Source organism: Buttiauxella sp. AC142 (assembly GCF_979253435.1).
The window spans coordinates 61,302-79,782 of record NZ_CEEDCH010000004.1 but is presented as its reverse complement, the minus strand read 5'-3'; the positions used below and the strand labels follow the sequence as shown (position 1 = coordinate 79,782).

Sequence of the window (18,481 nt, the reverse complement as noted above, 5' to 3'; positions counted from 1 at the left end):
CATGAAACAACAATTTATCCTCAATGTGGGCGAGCAGATCTGGGTGGCAGGCCTGCACTGGCTGGCCGCAGAAGGTCTGAGCCGGCGGGATCACCGCCATCAGGCCCGCGCGGTCGGCGCTGACCACTATCTGGTCCACAAGGGTCAGGTAGAGAAACTGGTGGGGGCCGCCAGTCTTAACCTGACCACGCTTACCCCCCGGGAAAAACGCCGGGCGATGGCACTGGCTCCACAGCTGATTGAGCTACTGGGGCCGGATGGCTGGGCTGTTTTCTCTTTGGGCGCCGACGTGTTCTATTTTGTGGCCACATCAGCCGGAGAGCTGTCACTGCTGTCGGATATGACCGGCACGCGTGACGAAATCCTGCAGGCCGTGGAGCGTTATCAGGCGTACTACGGTCACGACAGTGTCCGGGCGGTGTACAGTCCTTCAGGGTTCCTGCCGGGCATCGAGTCACCGGAAGGCAATCTGAATGACATCCTGACCGCCTGCACGGTACGTAAGTCATCACGTCTTTCACCGGTGTCTTCCCGTCGACCGGTTGTGCTGTGGACGGTCGTATTGCTGGCCGCCTTCTCCAGCTGGTATGGCATCAATCTCTGGCAGGACTATCGCCTGGCGCAGGAGAACACGGCCCGCGCCCGGGCACTGGCTGAAGCCAGGAAACTGGTGAAAAAGGATCCGCCTACCCCCTGGAAGCAGCAGCCCTTACCCGATGTCTTTATTCGGGCCTGCAGTGATAAGTGGGATGCACCGATAAGCCTCGCAGGCTGGCTGTTCCAGACGGCCATGTGCAGTCTGGATGATGACGGATTGCACCTTCGGCTGGCATGGCGCCGTCCGGAAGGCGGCACACTGAACCCCTTCAGGACCCGTCTGGAAGACACTTATCCAGGCCTGAAACCCTTCTTCAATATTCCCGGCACGGCCGACTCCGGTGGTGTACGTATCCCCCTGACGGTCGTCAACCTGCAGGAGCGGCAGGATGGCCCGGGAGACGCCGACGAAATTACACAGCGCCTGACCAACTACGCCTAGCAGCTGGCCGCCGGGCTGACGTTAAAGGAAGACAACACCAAAAGTGTGATAGTTGACGGTAACCTGGTGGATTTACCCTGGCGTACGTTCAGCTTTGAGCTTCAGACCGACATCCCACCCAGTCACCTCTTTGGTCCGGATTTTAACAGCGCCGGCATTCGTCTGAGCGGGATCAAAATGACGTTAATCAACGCCCGGCTGCACTACAGCCTGGAAGGAAAACTGTATGCACATTAAACCCATTCTGGCTGTGCTGGCGGGGCTGTTCTTTATCAGTGACGTCGCCCGGGCACAGGAGCCGGAGAAGACCGGCACCGTGGTGACGCCGTCATCCACCGCCACCCGCACCTGGACCATTCACGAACTGGAACGTATTCAGGCTGAAACGGTGTTGTATGAAGCCCGGGCCGCCCGGGCAAAAGCCATCATCAGCTGGCAGCAAAACGGTAACGGTCTGGATGCACCGGTGCCGGTTATCCGTGAGGCAACCGACGGTAAGAAGAATGACACGCAGGTGGTACAGGTTACGCGTAAAGACACGCTGCCCCGGATCCTGGAAATCGCCGGCAGCGGTAACCGGCTGAAAAGCCGAATGCAGATGGCCGATGGCACCGTTGTGGAAGTCGCGCCCGGACAACGCCTGCCCGGCACGACGTATACCGTCCAGCAGATCACCGCCAGCGGCGTTCGCCTTAAATCAGATGACGGCACTCTCCATTCCCCGAGCTTCAGCGAGTAACAACCATGACCCTACACACAACACCGGATGTGCTGGCGGACATTACCATTCCAGCGTCTGTCTCCACACAGGTTCATCTTCGCCGGACTGAACCTGCATTGTACATTGCCGATAATTACCGCAACACGGCGCATATTCAGGCGCTGGTCCGGGAAATTACCCGCCGGCTGCCGGACATCCCGCTCTCTACTGTCCCGCTCGATGAAATTCACGCCATGAATAAGGGACTCCCGACCGACGTCAGGATGGAACTGACATCACCACAACGTAAGGTGGTGGCCTTGTTCCGGCAGGCGGTTGAGCGAAAAGCATCAGATATTCATCTTGCTATCGGGGAAGACGGGCTGGCCATTGTGAAGTTTCGTATCCACGGTGAGCTCTTTAAGGTGGATTCCATGTCGAAGGAGGAAGCTGAAAACATGGCCTCGACAATCATACTTTCCATGTGTGACGTCACTGAGGCGCAGTTTAACAGCAGCCGGCCACAGGATGGTCGTATCAAGGCCTCTTACCTGCAGGGCATGAAACTTTTCGGTGCCCGTTACTCCCACACCCCCACGGTTTACGGTATCCATGCGGTGATGCGCCTCATTAAGGATGACAGTGAAAATCCACCGGGTCTGGCTGAACTGGGTTTTCTGGCGGAGCAACAGGAGACTCTGCAGGACATTCTCAACGTGCCTGAAGGGATAGTGATCCTGAGCGGCCCTACCGGCTCGGGTAAAAGTGCCACCCTGCGCACGCTGGCATCCATATACATGACCCAGCATGACTACCGCAAAAACCTGGTGACCTATGAAGATCCTCCGGAAGGTCGGATCATCGGTGCCGTTCAGTGCCCGATTGTGGCGGACAAAAACAATCCCGATGAAGTACTGCGTGTCTGGCGTCAGCTTCTGTCCAACACTCTGCGTATTGACCCGGATGCCATCATGGTCGGGGAAATGCGTGATGCCTTCTCGGCTAACTCCTGCGTAACGAATGCCATGACCGGCCACCTGGTGTTATCCACTCTGCACGCCAATGACCCGATTAATATCCTGGAACGCTTGCTGACGCTGGATGTGCGCCCGGAACTGCTTTCCGACCCGCAACTGTTTATCGGGCTTATCAGCCAGCGACTGGTGCAGGTGCTGTGCCCGCACTGCCGTCTGGACTGGGAAACGGTACAGAGCACACTGCCTCAGAATGAGAACGCCATGATAAGAGCGCACTGTGATACCGACAGCGTCCGCTTTCGTCACGCAGAGGGCTGTGAACACTGCGAAGGCGGTGTGGCTGGCCGGCAGGTGGTCGCGGAAATTATCCGTCCGGATGCGCGGTTTATGCAGCGTTATCGCCATGAGGGAAAACTTTCCGCCCGACGTTACTGGCTGCAGCAACCCGGAAGCATTTCCCGTAACGCCCATGTGCTGAAACTCATCAACGCAGGACACGTCGACCCACGGGCTGCACAGTCCATCTGCCCGCTGGATGAAGACTGCCGGATGAATATCGCGGAGGTCGTCAATGAATAATAAGTACGCGGGCCTGCTCGTCGAGGCTCGCACCTCACTCAGGCTGGCCAATCGCTGGATCTACCGAAAAACATTTTCTACAGGTGACCGGCTGAAACTCTATGAAGAGCTCGGCTTTTTACTGGGTAATAAATTACGTCTGAATATCGCACTGGAAAACATGCTGACGACGGCGCGTAACGGCGGTGCAGCTGCGGCACGGGCAGCAGTCTGGCTTGAAGATATTCTGGACGGGATTAAAAACGGCCAGTCGCTCGATCGGGCACTGGCAGGCTGGGTTCCCCGTGGGGAATGCGCCATCATCAGTTCCGGTGTGCATGACGGAAAAATGGTGGAGGCGCTGGAGCGTGCCTCGATGGTCGTGCGCGGCATCGATGAGATGAAATCCAGCGTCTTCAGCCAGCTGGCTTATCCGTTCACCTTGTTGAGTGTCGTCGCCGGCCTTCTCGTCATGATCAACGATCATTTTCTTCCCCCACTTGAACGCATGTTTGCCCGTGAACTCTGGACCGGGGGGATGTGGTGGCTGGGTGCCAGTGCCAGCCTGGTCGCGGAACAGGGGCTGTATCTTGCGATTGTCACCTTTCTGGTGCTGGCGTGGGCCATCTGGTCGCTGCCCAATATCACCGGGAAGGTGCGGCGCGTCCTGGACCACATGATGCCCTGGTCACTGTACCGGGATTTTCAGGGGGTGGTTTTCCTGCTCAATGTGGCCGCCCTGCTTGGGGCGAACGTGAAAACGCTGGAAGCGCTGAATAAGCTCGCCTCCCATGCCTCGCCCTGGCTACTGGAACGGCTCAATGCCATCCGTCGTCAGGTCAATGCCGGCGACCACCTCGGTCAGGCGTTGTATAACGCGGGTTATAACTTTCCGTCCCGTGAATCCATTAACAAGCTGGTTCTGCTGACAGCCGGTCAGAACAGTGATAACAGCCAGCTGGTCATCGACCGTTATGCGCAGTACATGCTCAAAAATACCGTGAAAGCGATGAAGCGCCGCATCATGCGGCTCTCGATGCTGTGTTTTGCACTGTGTGGGATTTACATGGTCCTGCTTCTTCTTGTTATTCAGGACCTCAATACTCTGGCCGACCAGATCGGTAAGTAACCCTCTTCTTCATCCCGCCGCAGGGTGGTCTGCAAAGACCGCTCCGGGCTTCTTCGCGGCCAATGCCGCATCGTAAATACAAGGAAAACATCATGAGTGACTTTTCTACTCAACCCGCCGTAAGAGTACACCGAGGTGTGCTCTCCCTTGAGATGGTGATTGTGCTGGCCGTCATCGCCATTGCTGCTATCACTATTTTCCTGAATGCAGGAGGACTGTTCGGGAAAAACGACATTAATGCCGAAATGTCGAATACCCAGGAGATTGCGGTCAATACCCGCCGCCTTCTGAAAGATAACGGTCTGTATACGTTTAACAACGCCACCGATATGACCGGAACACTGATCAAATTCGGTGGCGCGCCGGGTTCAATGGCGGTGATTGGTGAAAGAGACAGTGGCACGGCCACCCTGCAGAACATCTGGAGCGGCGCCGTGACCGTTGAACCTGCGACAGCCGCCGGGGGCAAAACAGGCTTCACAGTCACCTACAATCTGGTGCCGATGACGGCCTGTACTACGCTGGCGTCTAAGTTGTCCCAGTCCTTCGGGGAAACGGCCATTAACGGCAGCAAGACCGTCGGTATTGTTAACTCGGCCACCTCAGGGGCCCAGTGTACAAAAGATAACGGCTCTGCAGGCACCAACACCCTCCGCTTTACCAGCATGACCTGATAACTCACCACGCGGACAGACGCCGTTCTGTCCGCCGGAGGCTCTGCCATGAACATCATTTTCGGGGCGCTGACGCTGCTCCTGACCGCTGTCATGTCGTTACCCGCCCAGGCATTTTGTTTTAACGAGGCCGGCGCCCGTTACCAGATAGATCCCCGGCTCCTGCAGGCGATTGCCCGACAGGAAAGCAGCCTGAATCCAAAGGCCGTCAACATTAACCGTGACAAGACCGGGAAGGTAGTCAGTCGGGATTACGGCATCATGCAGGTCAATGACACCCACGTCCCCAAACTCATCCGGATGGGAGTACTGAAGTCAAAAGAAGAACTGCTGACTAACCCCTGTCTGAATGTGCAGATTGGCACCTGGGTGCTGGCCAATCACCTTCAGGTGTGTGGCATCAGCTGGTCATGTCTGGGCTCGTATAACGCCGGGTTTGCCACCACGCAGACACAGGAAACACGCCGCATGAACTACGCCCGAAAAATCTATGACCGGTATCGCCGGGAACTGGGTCAGGGATAGCCATGATTGACCTGCTGTTTTTCATGGCCTGTCTGCTGTTGCTGTATGGCGCAGGCCGCTGCGTCCTGTCGCTCACTGCCCGCTACATTGCGCGGGCAGAAAACGGGGCCTTATCTGAATTACCACAACGAGCGCTCCTGCTGGGAATGTGGCTGACCTTGTGTGTGGCGGTACTCGGGGCAGGACTGGCGGGATTACTGGCTCCCTCACAACAAGTCAGGGCGCTGTTGGTCGGCGCCTGGTGTCTGGCGCTTGCGTCTTTAGATCTGGCCCGCTTCTGGCTGCCGTTTGCGTTCACCGCACCGATGGCCGTTACCGGCGCCATGTTTTCCCTGGTATTCATACCTGACCGGGGAACCAGTCAGTTAGTGGCAGAAGGCTTGTGTCTGTTTTTCCCGCTGCTGTTGATACGCCAGATTGCCGGTCGGTTCGCCGGGCATGAAATGTTTGGACTCGGGGATATCTGGCTGATAACGGCACTGGTGATGTGGTATCCGCTGCAGGATGTCCTCCTGGTCACGCTCCTGGCGTTACTGATTGCCCCGCCGGCCGCCTGGAAACAACACTATCTGCCGTTTGGTCCGTTCCTCTGCCTGTTCGCCGCACTGCCGGCGTTCATCTCGCTACAGGAAGTCTTATGAAAACGAAAAAAATCCACCGTGGCATTCTGAGTATTGAAGTGGCCATTGCGCTGGTTGTGGTGATGTTTGTCAGTATCTTTGGTCTCAACCGTTACAGCCAGTATGTCGATGAACTGGAGTGGACGTTGCAGGCCAGACACATGAATGCCATCACCACAGCGGCCAAAATCTACATTCGCGATAACCGGGATACGCTGGTCAGTCAGGTTTCGGGTGGCGGTACCGTGAAGCTCACCGGAACGCAGCTGCAACAGACGGGCTATCTGCCTGATGGCTTTTCGCTGAGAAACTCTGCCTCCCAGTCCTTTGAACTGGCGGTCACCCGTAACCCGAAAGCCTCGCAAAAACTGACGGCCTTCGTCTTGACCCGGGGCGGCACGGCGATCCCTTATAAAGGTATGCGCTTTATCTCCCAGATCATGGAAGGCTCCGGCGGGTATATCCCGACCGCCAATCAGGCTGTAGGCGCAAATGGCTCCTGGAAATTCAACCTGGGCAGTTACGGCCTGACTGGCGAAGCGGGTCGACTGACCAGCTACTTATCCTCGGATGTCCTCGGTACAGATGATCAGGAAAGTGACCGCTTGTATCGCTATGCCATTACGAGCCGACCGGAACTGAACCGGATGCACGCGGCCATCGATATGAACGGAAATAACCTGAACAACACCGGCACCCTGAATGCGCAGACGGGAAATTTCTCCGGAAACGTGAACGCTCAGAATGGTTCGTTTTCAGGAAGCCTGTCGGCCACGACCATCACAACCAATAATCTGAATGCACAAACAACCCGTACCTCCGGGGAAACCTATACCGGTGGCTGGTACAGAACCACGGGAGATACGGGCTGGTACAGTGAAAAACACGGTGGTGGCCTGTATATGTCTGACAGTCAGTGGATCCGAAGTTATAACAACAAAGGCATTTATACCGGCGGCCAGATGCAGGCAGGTTCAATCCAGTCCAATGGCACTCTTCAGTCCAGCGGCAGGGTTACGGCGGGTGAATATGTTCAGATCAATGGTCAGGGAACGGCCGGTACGGCATGTCCGTCAAACGGGCTGCTTGGCCGTGATCCATCCGGAGGCGTACTTTCCTGCCAATCCGGTGTGTGGAAAAAATCAGGGGGGAGCACTGTACTCACGGGTCTTGTCGCTAATGGGCAGCAGATCCCGTTACCGGGTGGTTTTAGCCAGAACCAGTGCTCCTGGAGTGTCAGTAACAGTGAAAACCCACACGGCTGGAAACCTAATTATTTTGCAGGACAAGTTGCGGCTGCTGATTCAAATCGGGTTGTTAAGTGTGGTCATTATGATGAATACAATTTTTACCCCGGCTCTAACCGGGGAGAACTGAGTGGAAAGTGCAGTTTCATCATTAGCTGCTCATAAACTGGCTGTCAGTTATCACTCCACCCTCACTTCACCTCTGCCATTACAGCGCCGGCCTGCGTGCCGGCATCTATCACTAGTTCACGGACTTCACCATGAAACGACACGTACTCGCGGCGCTGTTGCCGCTGCTGGCTGGCTGTCAGTCGGCTCCCGTCAGCAGCCTGCCCTCCACTCCCGACGCGCTTCAGCAAGCCACCCAGGAACGCCAGTCTGACATGTACCGGTTGCATCAGGCTGGGGCGATTAATCAGATATCCCCCACCTTACCGGGCCAAATCACGGCAAACAGCCAACGGATCACATTGTCGTGGGATGGCGATGCCGTGGAATTGCTTAACACGCTGGCCAGACAGCGGGGATATCGCCTGGTGTATTCAGGCACTCGCCTGCCCTTACCCGTCAATATTTACGTGACGGACATGACCTTTAACCAGGTGCTGGATTTGATACGGGTACAGACGGGCTGGCGCGCCACACTCAGCCAGAGCGGTATCGAGCTGCGCCTGCATTTTTCTCTGCCGGATAAAGGGGATCGTACCGTATGACGCGTTATCTGTTAGTCGCCTTTCTGCTCGGCGTTGCCCTGCCGGGTCTGGCAGCAGAGGCGCCCCCGGATATCTCTGCCTATCTCAATCCTGAGAAGAATGATTTCAACGGATTGAGCGAAACAGAATGGCAGATGATTAATGATGCCGGACACACCGTCGGCTTCCAGGGAGGAAAAGCACAGCGGGCATTCGAGCTTCGTCAGGCGCTGACGAACCGCGACGATGTGCTGAGCCGGACCTATGATTTTCGCCCACTCATCAGCCGCCAGGGTTATCTGCCCCCGGTGATTGTGACCGCGAAAGACACCGCCCACATCACGCCTGACCAGATACGCACGGCATACCGCACCTATAACATTCTGTCTCCGGCCCGTTTTGTCAGTAACCCGCCGGGCTGGCGCACCTGGTTGCTGACCGGCCTTGCCGTGCAACCTGAACGACCGGACCCAGGCGTGATCCCGAAAAACAGCAAAGAGCGTGACGTCTGGCAAGCTGCTATCCGCACCGGCTGGGATGAAGGACGGCAAAGTGCTGACCGCACACTGGAGTCCAACTTTAACCGCCTGACACGTGATTACACCGGGATGCTGCGTTATTCGACGCTACGCCAGCAGGGCATGATCACCGCACCAGATGTGAAGGAAACTCAGCAGACCGTGACCGGCACGCCAGAAGAACTGATGCTCGGAGACAAGGTGAAACAGATCCAGAAACACAGTGGTTTCGTGCTGGATAAAAAAGCCTGGAAACCTTCGGTACGTAAGGAGAGCCAGTGACATTTGAATCCTTCGATTTTCATGCACATGGCGGGCTGAACAGCGAAACATTCTGTCAGTTCCTGGTCCATTGCGCCCGACACAATGTGTCAGACATCTTTATTCAGGGCGGCGGACCGCTGGTTGTGGATGTGTATGGCCGCAAAGTCAGAGCCAGTGTCTTCCGTGTCGAACCTCCTCAGTTACAACGCCTGATGGATGAAGTGTTTTCTGAGCAGATCAAAGGAGAGCTGAAGGCCGGTCGGGGTATCGACCGCACCCTGCAACTGACCGGCGATATGGCGCAGCGACACGGACTGGCGCGCGGGGAACGTCTGCGTTTTCGCTGCAACTTCGTGCAGGCCACTATCGGGGATTACGACACGGTGCCGGCCCTGACCCTGCGAACCATTCCAACCGTGATACCGGCACTGGAATCGCTGGGCCTTGAAGCCGATTTGTTTCCCTACCTGCTGCCACATAAAGGTATCGGCCTGGTGGTCGGTGAAACCGGCTCCGGCAAATCGACGCTGCTGGCGGCGATTTATCAGTACTGCGCCCTGAATGATCCGGACCGCAAAATCGTGACCGCAGAAGATCCGATTGAGTTCCTGCTCAATTTCCCCGGCGCGGTACTGATGCCGGAGCAGTCAGAAATTGGCCGCGATATCCCGACATTTGCCGAACACCTGCGCCTGACCCTGCGTCGTGCGCCTGGCGTTATCGGCGTGGGCGAAATCAGGGACCCGGAAACACTCAGTGGTGCCGTGATGAATGGTCAGTCCGGTCACCTGTGCTTATCCACCATGCACACCAACTCACCCGGGGAAACCATTCCCCGCGCCCTGATGCTGGTTCCGGAAGGGCAACGTGAAGCCATGGCCGGCAACCTGCTGAGCAACCTGCAGTACGTCATTGCCCAGCGGCTGCTACGCACCACCAACGGCAAACGTCAGGCGGTACGTGAGTATCTGGTGTTTGACGACCACGTCCGTCACGAACTGGGGAAACTGCCTTATACCCAGTGGCGAAACTGGATTGATAACCATCTGGCAGGACTCGGACGCCGCATGAGTGACATCGCCTGGCGTTTGTATCGTGAGGCACAGATTGACCGTCGGGAGTTACTGACGGTGATAAGCGCGCGGGAAATAGCACGGAGGGAAGCCACAACATGAATATCTGCCCCTGGCGGGATGCAGGCAGGCGCCTGGAAGTCTTCGGCATTCCGGTGATGATGTTTTCGCTCTATCTGGCCTGGTTTCAGTGGCCCGAAACGATGACGCTGTGGATAGTCACTGCCCTTATCGCCTTCTTTAAAGTCATCTCCATTTTTGGTTTCACCCTGACGGTGCTGTGGCAGCGTCTTATCTACCGCCTGCGTGGCCAGCGTCTGTCCGGTCGCCCGTGGTGGTACCGCAAGTTCTTTGAATAACGGAGGTCGTCATGCAAAAACGCACGTATCTCACCATTCTGCCGGATAACCGAACGGTGGCCCTCCGGGCTGCCGGGAAGCTGGCAAACGGTGAGAACGCTCTTGAATATGATCGCTCACAAAAACTCTGGTTTGCGAAAGAAGGCGCTGACCTGGAACGCATTAAGGAGTGGCTGCCGGAAAACACCGTCTCCGGCAATACCGTCACCGTGGGAACAGACCTGTCTCCCCAGGAGGAGTTCGCTAAAGTCCTGGAAGACGCCGATTTCGTCCTCAATGACCTTCCCTTCATGGATGGCAAACTTCATCGGGTTCCGACTAAAGAGGACAGTGACGGTAAGCAGTCAGGGGTGTATCGGGGCTATCTCGATGGCCGGCCAGCTGGCTGGTATCAGAACCACCGCGCCAGCGAAGGTAAGGTGAACTGGACCTCGACCGGCAGTTTCACCTGGGACCCGAACGACGCCGTCCGTCAGAAAGCGCTGCAGGCACAAAAGCGCTGGGACCGGGAACGAAAGGAGCTGGCAGACTTCGACAGGATGGGCAAAAACCTGACCCGTCAGTGGGAAAAAATGCCTGCCCCGGGCGATGACCATCGCTATCTGCTCAGAAAAGGCGTCCCGGCTACCGACGGCGTCAGACAGGATAAGTACGGCAATCTGGTTATCCCCCTGAGTAACACCCACGGCAATATTCGCTCTCTGCAGTACATCGATCCGGACGGCAAAAAGAATCTAAAGAAAGACGCCGAGAAGAGCGGCAACTTCTTTGTGGTGGGTGGCGCGCTGGTTCCGGGGATGCCGGTGCTTTACGCAGAAGGTTATGCCACGGCCGCCAGCCTGAATATGGCCACCGGCCTGCCCGTGGTGATGACGGTGGATGCCGGAAACATGGTGACAGTGTCACAGGAACTCAAAGAGACACATCCCGGTGTCCCGCACATCATTCTGGGAGAAGACGACTTTACCCGTAAGGACAACAAAGGCCTGCTGAAGGCAGAAGAAGCCGCGCGCAATATCGGGGGTGTGTACGTCATACCGGCTTTTACCGACAGTGAACGCGCCCAGGCTTTTGCCGGAACCGCTTCCTTCAGTGACTTTAACGATATTCACGCTTCCCGGAGACTGGACGCCGTCAGGGACCAACTGGCACCTGTTCTGGACCCACTCATCCCTGGCTGGCGTGACTCATTTGTACAGGAAACCTTATCCATGCCTGATTCAGATAAAACCACAACTGTGGAAGAAGATATTTACCGTGAGTATCTGGCCGAGACACAAAACGATGCACTGAAAGCATCACCTGTCCCGGAAGTCACCCTTGCTCAGTCTGAGATTGAACAGCCGGTACCAGAAACCACCACCGCACAACCTGCAGATGAGCTGACCGCCCCCGAAAATGGATTTTCCTTCACGTTTGGTCGCCTGCCGGGTGATGTCTCACCGGACACCGAAGCCCCCACCGTCGCCCGCATCGATCTGGATGAATTGCTGCAGGGACTGACCAGCCGGCAGGATGGTAACACCTGGGTGTATGCGCTTGAGGGTAAGGACGCGTTCAGGGATTACGGGGACCGCATTGTCATGGCCTCCCCGGAAGCCAGCGAGAATGACCGCATGATACTTGCTGCCCTGTTATCTGCCCGGGCAAACAACCGGGGCGCAGTCGAAGTCACCGGCTCTCCGGAGTTCATCACCAAAACACTGACGCTGATAGCCGACCATAACATTGAGGTCCACCTCAAGAATCCGGAGCAACGAGCCCTGTTTGAAGCCCTGATGGCCAGCCGGAATGAACAAAAAGCACCAGAAAATGGCATGACCATGATGCAGCCTGAGCAGGCACCGGTCAGTGGCGTGACCCCATCTCCGTCGCCGGCAACACAGAACGCACCTGCACAACCGACTGCCGCCCCGTCAGCCGCGCCCCCCGCAGCCGTACCTGATGCAGCGGAAACGCAGAAACCTGCCCAGCCGATGAGCGTCATCGAGCGTGAGACTCTCCGGGCTGGCCTGACCGGAACACTGATGGATGCCGGTCCGGCGCCTTACCAGTTCAATGAGAAAAACACGCCGAGTTATTACGTGACAATGCGGACTAAGCAGGGAGCAAAAACCTACTGGGGCGTGGAGCTGGAGCAGGCATTGATTGACAGCGGGAAGCAGCCCGGCGATCTGGTCAGGCTGCAGTTCAAAGGAAAAACAGCCGTGACAGTTAACGTACCGGTCAAAAATGAGGACGGCGTGGTGACCGGATTTATGCCACACGAAACCCACCGGAATCAGTGGAACATCACCCCGGCTGTCAATGACCAGTTACTGACCGACAACCCGGACAAGGTTCCCCCGGCCCAGCTGGCCGCTTATGACGGTAACGCTTTCTGGCAGATTCAGGCGCAGGTCATGCAGCAGGCCAACCTGACACTGGCCACACCGACCACTCAGGGACACAGCCTGCTCTATACCGGCCCTGACGGTAAAGGACAGCCCGCTCCGGAGCAGGCGCCAGCCAATACGCCGGTTCCCGTGCAATCTAAAGCCGCCGGCTCACTGGTTATGCAGGCGTTCGATGCAGACGGACAGGTGCTGGCCCACCTGGTGAAAGGCCACGGTGACTATCTGCAGGGTGTTGTCCGTCATGAAAATGAACTTCGTCATGTCCTGGGCCGTTTATGTACGACATCAGACGGGAACCGTTTTCTGGCGCTCAATACCGTGCGCGACGACGGCTCACTGCACGCAATAGGACACGCATCACCTGTTAATAAGCTCAAAGGTGCGGAGGTGAATTACGACACCTTTGCGTTCCAGCTCACCGGAAAGGACGCACCGAAATTTGCCGTGCCACTGGTCAGCCCGGAAAAGATCCCGCCGGCACTGCACAGCAAACTGGGGTTCACGCAGGCATACACGCCACCTAAAGCGGAAGATGCTGCCCCACAACCGCGTCAGCAGGCTAAGCCGGCCATGCAACATCAGCCAATGTGAGGACTCCATGAACAAATTATTGATGACCGCTCTCGTTCTGGCGTTAAGTCCGGCTGCGGATGCCGCCTCCTGTCGTGCAGCGACCGCCGCACAGGTGGGGAGTGAAGCCGGATACAACCGGGCAAAAGCGGCAGCCGATGCCTGGGCAAAGCGCCAGCAGACCGTCTCGACGTCACTGAGTGATTGTCTCGGGAACATCTCGACGACCATTACCGCCCCGACGTTCCCGAATTTAACGAACGTGCTCAACCAGATTGGTCAGAAAATCTGTAAGACCGCGCGCGATAAAATTAACGACTATGTCCCGTCAACGATTGACCCCTGGGGCAACCTGCCCACGGCCAAACTCTCGTCATACCGCGTGCAGACATCACCCGCTGCGCCGGCACGCACCGCGCCGGTCAGTCAGGCTTCCGGCGGCAACGGCAGCTCGTTTATTTCCCTGAACTGAAGAGACTGACATGGACAAAAACAAAGCCTCCCCTGTGGAGGCTTCTTCCACGAACGAAACCACACCGAACCCCTTTCTGGCAGCACTGGAGCTGCAACAAAAGAATCAGTTAAATGCCGGATTTGCCCGGCGCTCACTGTCCGTAGCACTGGTCGCGAGCGCACTCTGCCTGCTGCAGATGCCACTGACGGGCTGGCTCGCCTGGCAGGTCGCGCACCCTCCGGTGAAATACTTTGCCACGTATAACGGCAGCATCCTGCGCCAGGTGCCGACCTCAGAGCCGGCCTACCGGGATGATGACGTCGTTGCCTTTGGCGACAAGTTGATACGGGATGCCTTCCAGCTCGACTTCCGCAATTACCGCACGCAGATAAGCGGTCTTCAGCAGAAGTTTTCAGAAGCCGGCTTTGCCAGTTACTACACCGCCCTGACCCGTTCTAACCTGTTTACGGCCGTGAAAGACCAGAAAATGCTGATGTCGGCCAACGTCACTCGTAAAGGGGTCATACAACGGCGCGGGCGACTGGGGGACGGGCCCTATATATGGGAAATCCAGTATCCGGTCACGTTAAGTCTGGATGGACAGAACCGCAGTCTGCCGGCGCAGAACTTTATCTTTACGGTCCGTATCCAGCGTGCCGACGTCAGCCAGAAGCCGGAAGGCATTGAAGTCTCCTCTATCGTCACCCGCGACGCCCGTTAGTTCGTTTTCACAGGATAAACATTATGTTCAGACACTCCCTGATGGCGGTGGCCCTGCTGCTGCCTGCCTTTACTGTTTGCTCAGCAGAATGGGAGCCGGCCCGAACCGCCAGCTCAGGCCAGAACCCAACGGCGGCCCTGCCGGCAGCGCCCGCCCCGGCACAACCCGCAACACAACCTACGGCACCGGCACCACAGGCGAGCAACGATATCACCGCCCCGCTGCGTCAGTCCCCGCCACCGCCTTCACCGTCTGAAGCCGAAGCCTGGGCAAAAGGTCAGGTTGCCCCCCTCAGTCGTAACGAACTGGAGAGCGTACACGAGGCCATTGATGAAGGCGCTCGCGGGCGAGCCTGGGAGGCGGCCGACGTGGTCCCGCGCATCTCCACCCAGACGGTGAATCTGTCTCCGGGCGGCTCGCTTCCGGTGGTTAGAACAGCCATCAATCAGGGCAGCACGGTGATGTTTACTGACAATACCGGCGCCCCGTGGCCGATATCCGTCCCGCCTTATAACAGTAATGAGAAAGGCTTCAGTGTCACCTTTATCCCTGACAGCAGCCTGATGACCGTGCAGGCCCTGCGCCAGTACGACAAAGGCAACATCACGGTGTATCTGAAAGGGCTGGCGGTGCCGGTGATCATCAATGCTATGAGCGGTGAGCCTGATAATGCCACCGCCTCACGCATCATCGACAGTCGCCTGGATCTGCGCATTCCACAACGGGGTCCGGCAGCCCGCGTCATGCCATCCGGTCAGGCGAAAATTGACCTGAACAACCCGACACTGCAGGCCCTTCTCGATGGCGTACCGCCTGCCAGTGCAAAGCGTCTGAAGACGCAGGGCGATGTGCCTTCCACGCAGGTCTGGCAGATGGGCGACGATTTATATGTCCGCACCCGCAGTGAGCTACGCGATCAGTTTGAACTCACTCAGGCGTCCGGCGACGGCACGATTTTATACAAACTGCCTCTGGCACCGGAGCTGGCCTTTTCTGTGGCCGGCAAAACTGTCTGGCTGGGCATTTCTCTGGAGTAACTATGGACGCTGAAAAAGACGTCGGCCGGGACGTGAAAAAAACCGGACTGGTCATCGGTGGTGTGGCCTTTGCAGTGATCGCCGGCGGATTCCTGCTGGCGACCTGGCTGAGTGCTCCGCCTGAGCAGGCATCGAAAATATCGGTCGATAAAGCGGCCAACGGCACCGGCACCGTCACCCCGGAAAGTCCGCAGTACAGCAAGGTGCTGCGGGCGAACAATGAGGATGGCGCAAAACAGGCACATGAAGAAAACGCCAGTTTTATTGCCTCAGTCGGCACCGGCGGCGCGCGCGAGGAGCCCGTCATGGCGCCACCTCCTCCACCTCCGCCTGAGCCGGTACAGACCGTCCAGCAGGTGAACTATGTGCAACAACCTGGCATGGATCCGGATAAGAAGAAGGCGCTGGAGAATCTGCTGACGGAACTGATGGAGCAGCGCAAGCCGGCCACCGGTCAGCTGGCCAGTGTTGCAGGGGGAAATGTGACCGGACAACCCGGACAGGCGGGCGGAACGGAAACGAAAGGCAACGTGTGGTCCGCGTGGACTGACAGCCTGTCACCGCAGACAGCAGCAGGCACCCCCGGTGCGCCGGCCACCGTCGCGGTGCAGGTCCTTATCCCTGCCGGTAGTCGCCCCGGGGGAGTGATAGAAACCGCCGTCGACTCGGACAACACCCGCTCACAGGTGCTGGCACGTATTCCGTCCGGACAATATGCCGGGGCCACGTTACTGGCCAACGGCGTGCAACTGGCCGGTGATGGTGTGGCCATCAACTTCAACCGCATGGAATGGCAGGGTGACACCTGGAATGTGGATGTGTGGGCCGCCATGCCCGACACCCTGCAGTCCTCGGTCGCCAGCGACGTTAACAACCGTTATGCCACCCGCATTATCCTGCCGGCCATCGCGTCAGGGCTCGGACTGGCGGGTCAGCTGTATGCCAGCGCCAACACGCAAATCCTGAGTAATGGATATGACAACATCGAAGCCCGCACGGGGATGCCGGATGCCAAAGCCGTGGCCGGGACCATCGTGGGCGGTGCCGCACAACAGGCCGGTCAGGTGATCGCCAGCGATGCACAGCGCCTGCCGGTGAAACAGGTGCTGGTCTACCGGGGCCAGACGGTGGCCCTGCTCTTTATGACCGCAGTGAAAACCAGTGACAACGTGACCCGGGCTGCCGCCACGGCACCCATTCAACGCTAAGGACTTCCCATGAGTAAGGAATTTTTTGATACCGGCCCTGAGCCGGCGGTCACCCCTTTGTCTGAAGATATTCCGGAGCCCGCCGTCAGTGCGGAGGAACGCGTCTCACCCGCACGAACGGAAAAGCCGAAACGTCAGATCCTCGGCTACGACCTGCCCGCCGTGCTGGGCGGAGCAGCGGCTACCGTTGCCCTGCTGGTTTATGCCTTATGGCCAGAACCGACACCTCAGAGCCAGTTCGTGGACGAGCCGGTACAACATGAGGAAAGCATCGCGCCGGCAGAACCTCTGACACCGCCCCCGTCCGTGATACCTGATGTCGCCCCTCCTGCCGCCGAACCGATCCCGGTATCGCCGGAGCCGGAAGCGGAGAGCAACAAGGCGCTGGAAGCGTCAGTGACCATTCTGTCGGGTCGCCAGGACAACAGCGATAAGCGCATTGAGGCACTGGAAGCCCGCATAAAAGCGCTGGAGCAGATGCCGCGTCCGTCAGTCAGCCCGGGCGCCCCCGTACGTAAAGCCACGTCCCACAAACCGGTGGCCAGAAGCACCCCGGCCCGCACCACAACAGCACACCGTTCTGGTGTCACCGGCTGGCGGATCAACTCGGTGTATCCGGGTATGGCCTGGCTGTCTGACGGTAAAAGCACCTGGGCCGTCTATCCGGGCGACACCCTGAATGGGATGAGGATTGATGCCATTGATGCCACCCGTCGTGAAGTCAGGACCAGTCGTGGCGTGATACGTCAGGGGGGCTGATGGACGTCGTACAGATACTCGTCAATGTGGCCGGCGGACTGAAAACCAGCGGGATCAACCTGATCCTCGCACTAGGTGTGTTTGTCGGTCTGGGAGGCTGCATCATCGCCCTCGTCTCCACGGTTATCCGCAGCCGGTCCGGTAAACCAGTCAGCGGCATGAAAGTGGTTGTCGCCGTCGTTACCGGGTCGGCCCTGATTGCTCTTCAGCAAATGATGAACAAGGCCGCCCAGACGCTGGGGTTCGGAGATGTGTCGTTTGATGCTATCGCCTACGCCCCGGACTCGCTTGGCTACGCGAAGCTGTCAGTCGATGCCGTTCTCACCCTGCTGCGCGCGGTCGGCGCGCTGTTCTTTTACATGGGCGTTGTCAGAGCCCGTCGCGCCCTGGTGGATGGCCACACCGGCCTGACCGCCCGGCAGGATATCGGCACGGGCATGGTGATGGGTATCACCGGCATCCTGCTGCTCTGCAATCCCCAATTGCTTGATGCACTGCAAAAAACTCTGGGTCTGACCTGGAATTAACCTTTAAAACAATGGAGTAGTAAAAATGCGTAATTTCATTCTGTCCGTTTCTGTTCGTCTGTGGGTTCGTGCCTGGCTGGCCATGAGCACCCTGCATACCCGCATCACGCTGGCGCTCACCGCGATGCTCGGCTCGGTTACCTTACCGGCTCATGCTGATGACGGTATTTTCGGGATGCTCGATAACGTCGCGGACGGTGCCGAAAGCTCGACCAACAGCCTGCTGAAATTTGCCAAATTTGGCGGGGTCGGCCTGGTGATTATCGGCATCGTATTGTGGGTGGCCAAAAAGAAAAACCCACAAATCACCTGGGGCTGGATCCTCACGCCACTGGGTGCCGGCTGCATCCTGATCGCCATCGACCAGTTCATTAAAAAAGGTCAGTCCACCCTGCAACTCAACCCGGTTGACCTCTGATATCCCCTGCAGTCCC

At 57.7% G+C, this 18,481-nt stretch carries 21 protein-coding genes; all 21 read left to right on the top strand.

The window, feature by feature from the left end:
* The first annotated feature begins 1 nt into the window (after nucleotide 1).
* The 21 genes from pilO2 (AC0IWZ_RS23955) to AC0IWZ_RS23855 all read left to right on the top strand — a co-directional run bounded on the left by pilO2 (AC0IWZ_RS23955) (nucleotide 2) and on the right by AC0IWZ_RS23855 (nucleotide 18,465).
* Nucleotides 2-1,039, top strand: coding sequence for a type 4b pilus protein PilO2 (pilO2, locus tag AC0IWZ_RS23955; protein ID WP_471679138.1), 1,038 nt, complete (start codon nucleotides 2-4; stop codon nucleotides 1,037-1,039).
* Nucleotides 1,040-1,105: 66 nt separating this feature from the next.
* Nucleotides 1,106-1,276: a type 4b pilus protein PilO2 gene (pilO2, locus tag AC0IWZ_RS23950; protein WP_471679137.1), complete on the top strand. Its 171-nt coding sequence runs from the start codon at nucleotides 1,106-1,108 to the stop codon at nucleotides 1,274-1,276.
* Nucleotides 1,266-1,778 (top strand): type IV pilus biogenesis protein PilP, encoded by a 513-nt coding sequence (gene pilP / locus AC0IWZ_RS23945; protein WP_064556390.1) that lies wholly within the window; start codon nucleotides 1,266-1,268, stop codon nucleotides 1,776-1,778. The genes pilO2 (AC0IWZ_RS23950) and pilP overlap by 11 nt, the downstream gene beginning before the upstream one ends.
* A 5-nt stretch (nucleotides 1,779-1,783) precedes the next feature.
* Nucleotides 1,784-3,295: a GspE/PulE family protein gene (locus AC0IWZ_RS23940; protein WP_471679136.1), complete on the top strand. Its 1,512-nt coding sequence runs from the start codon at nucleotides 1,784-1,786 to the stop codon at nucleotides 3,293-3,295.
* Nucleotides 3,288-4,403, top strand: a complete 1,116-nt coding sequence (locus tag AC0IWZ_RS23935) for a type II secretion system F family protein (protein ID WP_471679135.1) — start codon at nucleotides 3,288-3,290, stop codon at nucleotides 4,401-4,403. Before AC0IWZ_RS23940 ends, AC0IWZ_RS23935 begins: the two co-directional genes overlap by 8 nt.
* A gap of 92 nt (nucleotides 4,404-4,495) precedes the next feature.
* Nucleotides 4,496-5,077: a type 4 pilus major pilin gene (locus tag AC0IWZ_RS23930; RefSeq protein WP_471679134.1), complete on the top strand. Its 582-nt coding sequence runs from the start codon at nucleotides 4,496-4,498 to the stop codon at nucleotides 5,075-5,077.
* Between the two features lie 48 nt (nucleotides 5,078-5,125).
* Entirely contained in the window at nucleotides 5,126-5,602 is a 477-nt protein-coding gene (locus AC0IWZ_RS23925; RefSeq protein WP_471679133.1) for a lytic transglycosylase domain-containing protein, read from the top strand.
* Nucleotides 5,603-5,604: 2 nt separating this feature from the next.
* Nucleotides 5,605-6,243 (top strand): prepilin peptidase, encoded by a 639-nt coding sequence (locus AC0IWZ_RS23920; RefSeq protein WP_471679132.1) that lies wholly within the window; start codon nucleotides 5,605-5,607, stop codon nucleotides 6,241-6,243.
* Complete coding sequence (pilV, locus tag AC0IWZ_RS23915; protein ID WP_471679131.1) at nucleotides 6,240-7,634, top strand: shufflon system plasmid conjugative transfer pilus tip adhesin PilV; 1,395 nt, start codon at nucleotides 6,240-6,242, stop codon at nucleotides 7,632-7,634. Before AC0IWZ_RS23920 ends, pilV begins: the two co-directional genes overlap by 4 nt.
* Nucleotides 7,635-7,729: 95 nt before the next feature.
* Complete coding sequence (locus tag AC0IWZ_RS23910) at nucleotides 7,730-8,182, top strand: DotD/TraH family lipoprotein (protein ID WP_064556383.1); 453 nt, start codon at nucleotides 7,730-7,732, stop codon at nucleotides 8,180-8,182.
* Nucleotides 8,179-8,961: a type IV secretory system conjugative DNA transfer family protein gene (locus AC0IWZ_RS23905; protein ID WP_064556382.1), complete on the top strand. Its 783-nt coding sequence runs from the start codon at nucleotides 8,179-8,181 to the stop codon at nucleotides 8,959-8,961. Before AC0IWZ_RS23910 ends, AC0IWZ_RS23905 begins: the two co-directional genes overlap by 4 nt.
* On the top strand, nucleotides 8,958-10,118 hold the full coding sequence (gene traJ, locus AC0IWZ_RS23900) for a plasmid transfer ATPase TraJ (RefSeq protein WP_471679130.1): 1,161 nt from the start codon (nucleotides 8,958-8,960) through the stop codon (nucleotides 10,116-10,118). The genes AC0IWZ_RS23905 and traJ overlap by 4 nt, the downstream gene beginning before the upstream one ends.
* Nucleotides 10,115-10,375: an IcmT/TraK family protein gene (gene icmT / locus AC0IWZ_RS23895; protein WP_064556380.1), complete on the top strand. Its 261-nt coding sequence runs from the start codon at nucleotides 10,115-10,117 to the stop codon at nucleotides 10,373-10,375. Before traJ ends, icmT begins: the two co-directional genes overlap by 4 nt.
* Before the next feature lie 11 nt (nucleotides 10,376-10,386).
* Complete coding sequence (locus AC0IWZ_RS23890) at nucleotides 10,387-13,362, top strand: LPD7 domain-containing protein (RefSeq protein ID WP_471679586.1); 2,976 nt, start codon at nucleotides 10,387-10,389, stop codon at nucleotides 13,360-13,362.
* Nucleotides 13,363-13,369: 7 nt separating this feature from the next.
* Nucleotides 13,370-13,813 (top strand): hypothetical protein, encoded by a 444-nt coding sequence (locus AC0IWZ_RS23885; RefSeq protein WP_471679228.1) that lies wholly within the window; start codon nucleotides 13,370-13,372, stop codon nucleotides 13,811-13,813.
* A 10-nt stretch (nucleotides 13,814-13,823) separates the two neighbouring features.
* Complete coding sequence (locus AC0IWZ_RS23880; RefSeq protein WP_471679227.1) at nucleotides 13,824-14,516, top strand: DotI/IcmL/TraM family protein; 693 nt, start codon at nucleotides 13,824-13,826, stop codon at nucleotides 14,514-14,516.
* A gap of 23 nt (nucleotides 14,517-14,539) precedes the next feature.
* Nucleotides 14,540-15,553, top strand: a complete 1,014-nt coding sequence (locus tag AC0IWZ_RS23875) for a DotH/IcmK family type IV secretion protein (protein WP_471679226.1) — start codon at nucleotides 14,540-14,542, stop codon at nucleotides 15,551-15,553.
* 2 nt (nucleotides 15,554-15,555) lie between these two features.
* Complete coding sequence (gene traO / locus AC0IWZ_RS23870) at nucleotides 15,556-16,761, top strand: conjugal transfer protein TraO (RefSeq protein WP_471679225.1); 1,206 nt, start codon at nucleotides 15,556-15,558, stop codon at nucleotides 16,759-16,761.
* Between the two features lie 162 nt (nucleotides 16,762-16,923).
* Nucleotides 16,924-17,520 carry a hypothetical protein gene (locus AC0IWZ_RS23865; RefSeq protein ID WP_471679224.1) on the top strand — a complete coding sequence of 199 codons (597 nt, stop codon included), beginning with the start codon at nucleotides 16,924-16,926 and terminating at the stop codon, nucleotides 17,518-17,520.
* Nucleotides 17,520-18,047: a conjugal transfer protein TraQ gene (traQ, locus tag AC0IWZ_RS23860; protein WP_471679223.1), complete on the top strand. Its 528-nt coding sequence runs from the start codon at nucleotides 17,520-17,522 to the stop codon at nucleotides 18,045-18,047. The genes AC0IWZ_RS23865 and traQ overlap by 1 nt, the downstream gene beginning before the upstream one ends.
* Nucleotides 18,048-18,072: 25 nt before the next feature.
* Nucleotides 18,073-18,465, top strand: coding sequence for a DUF6750 family protein (locus AC0IWZ_RS23855; protein ID WP_471679222.1), 393 nt, complete (start codon nucleotides 18,073-18,075; stop codon nucleotides 18,463-18,465).
* Nucleotides 18,466-18,481 lie beyond the last annotated feature (16 nt).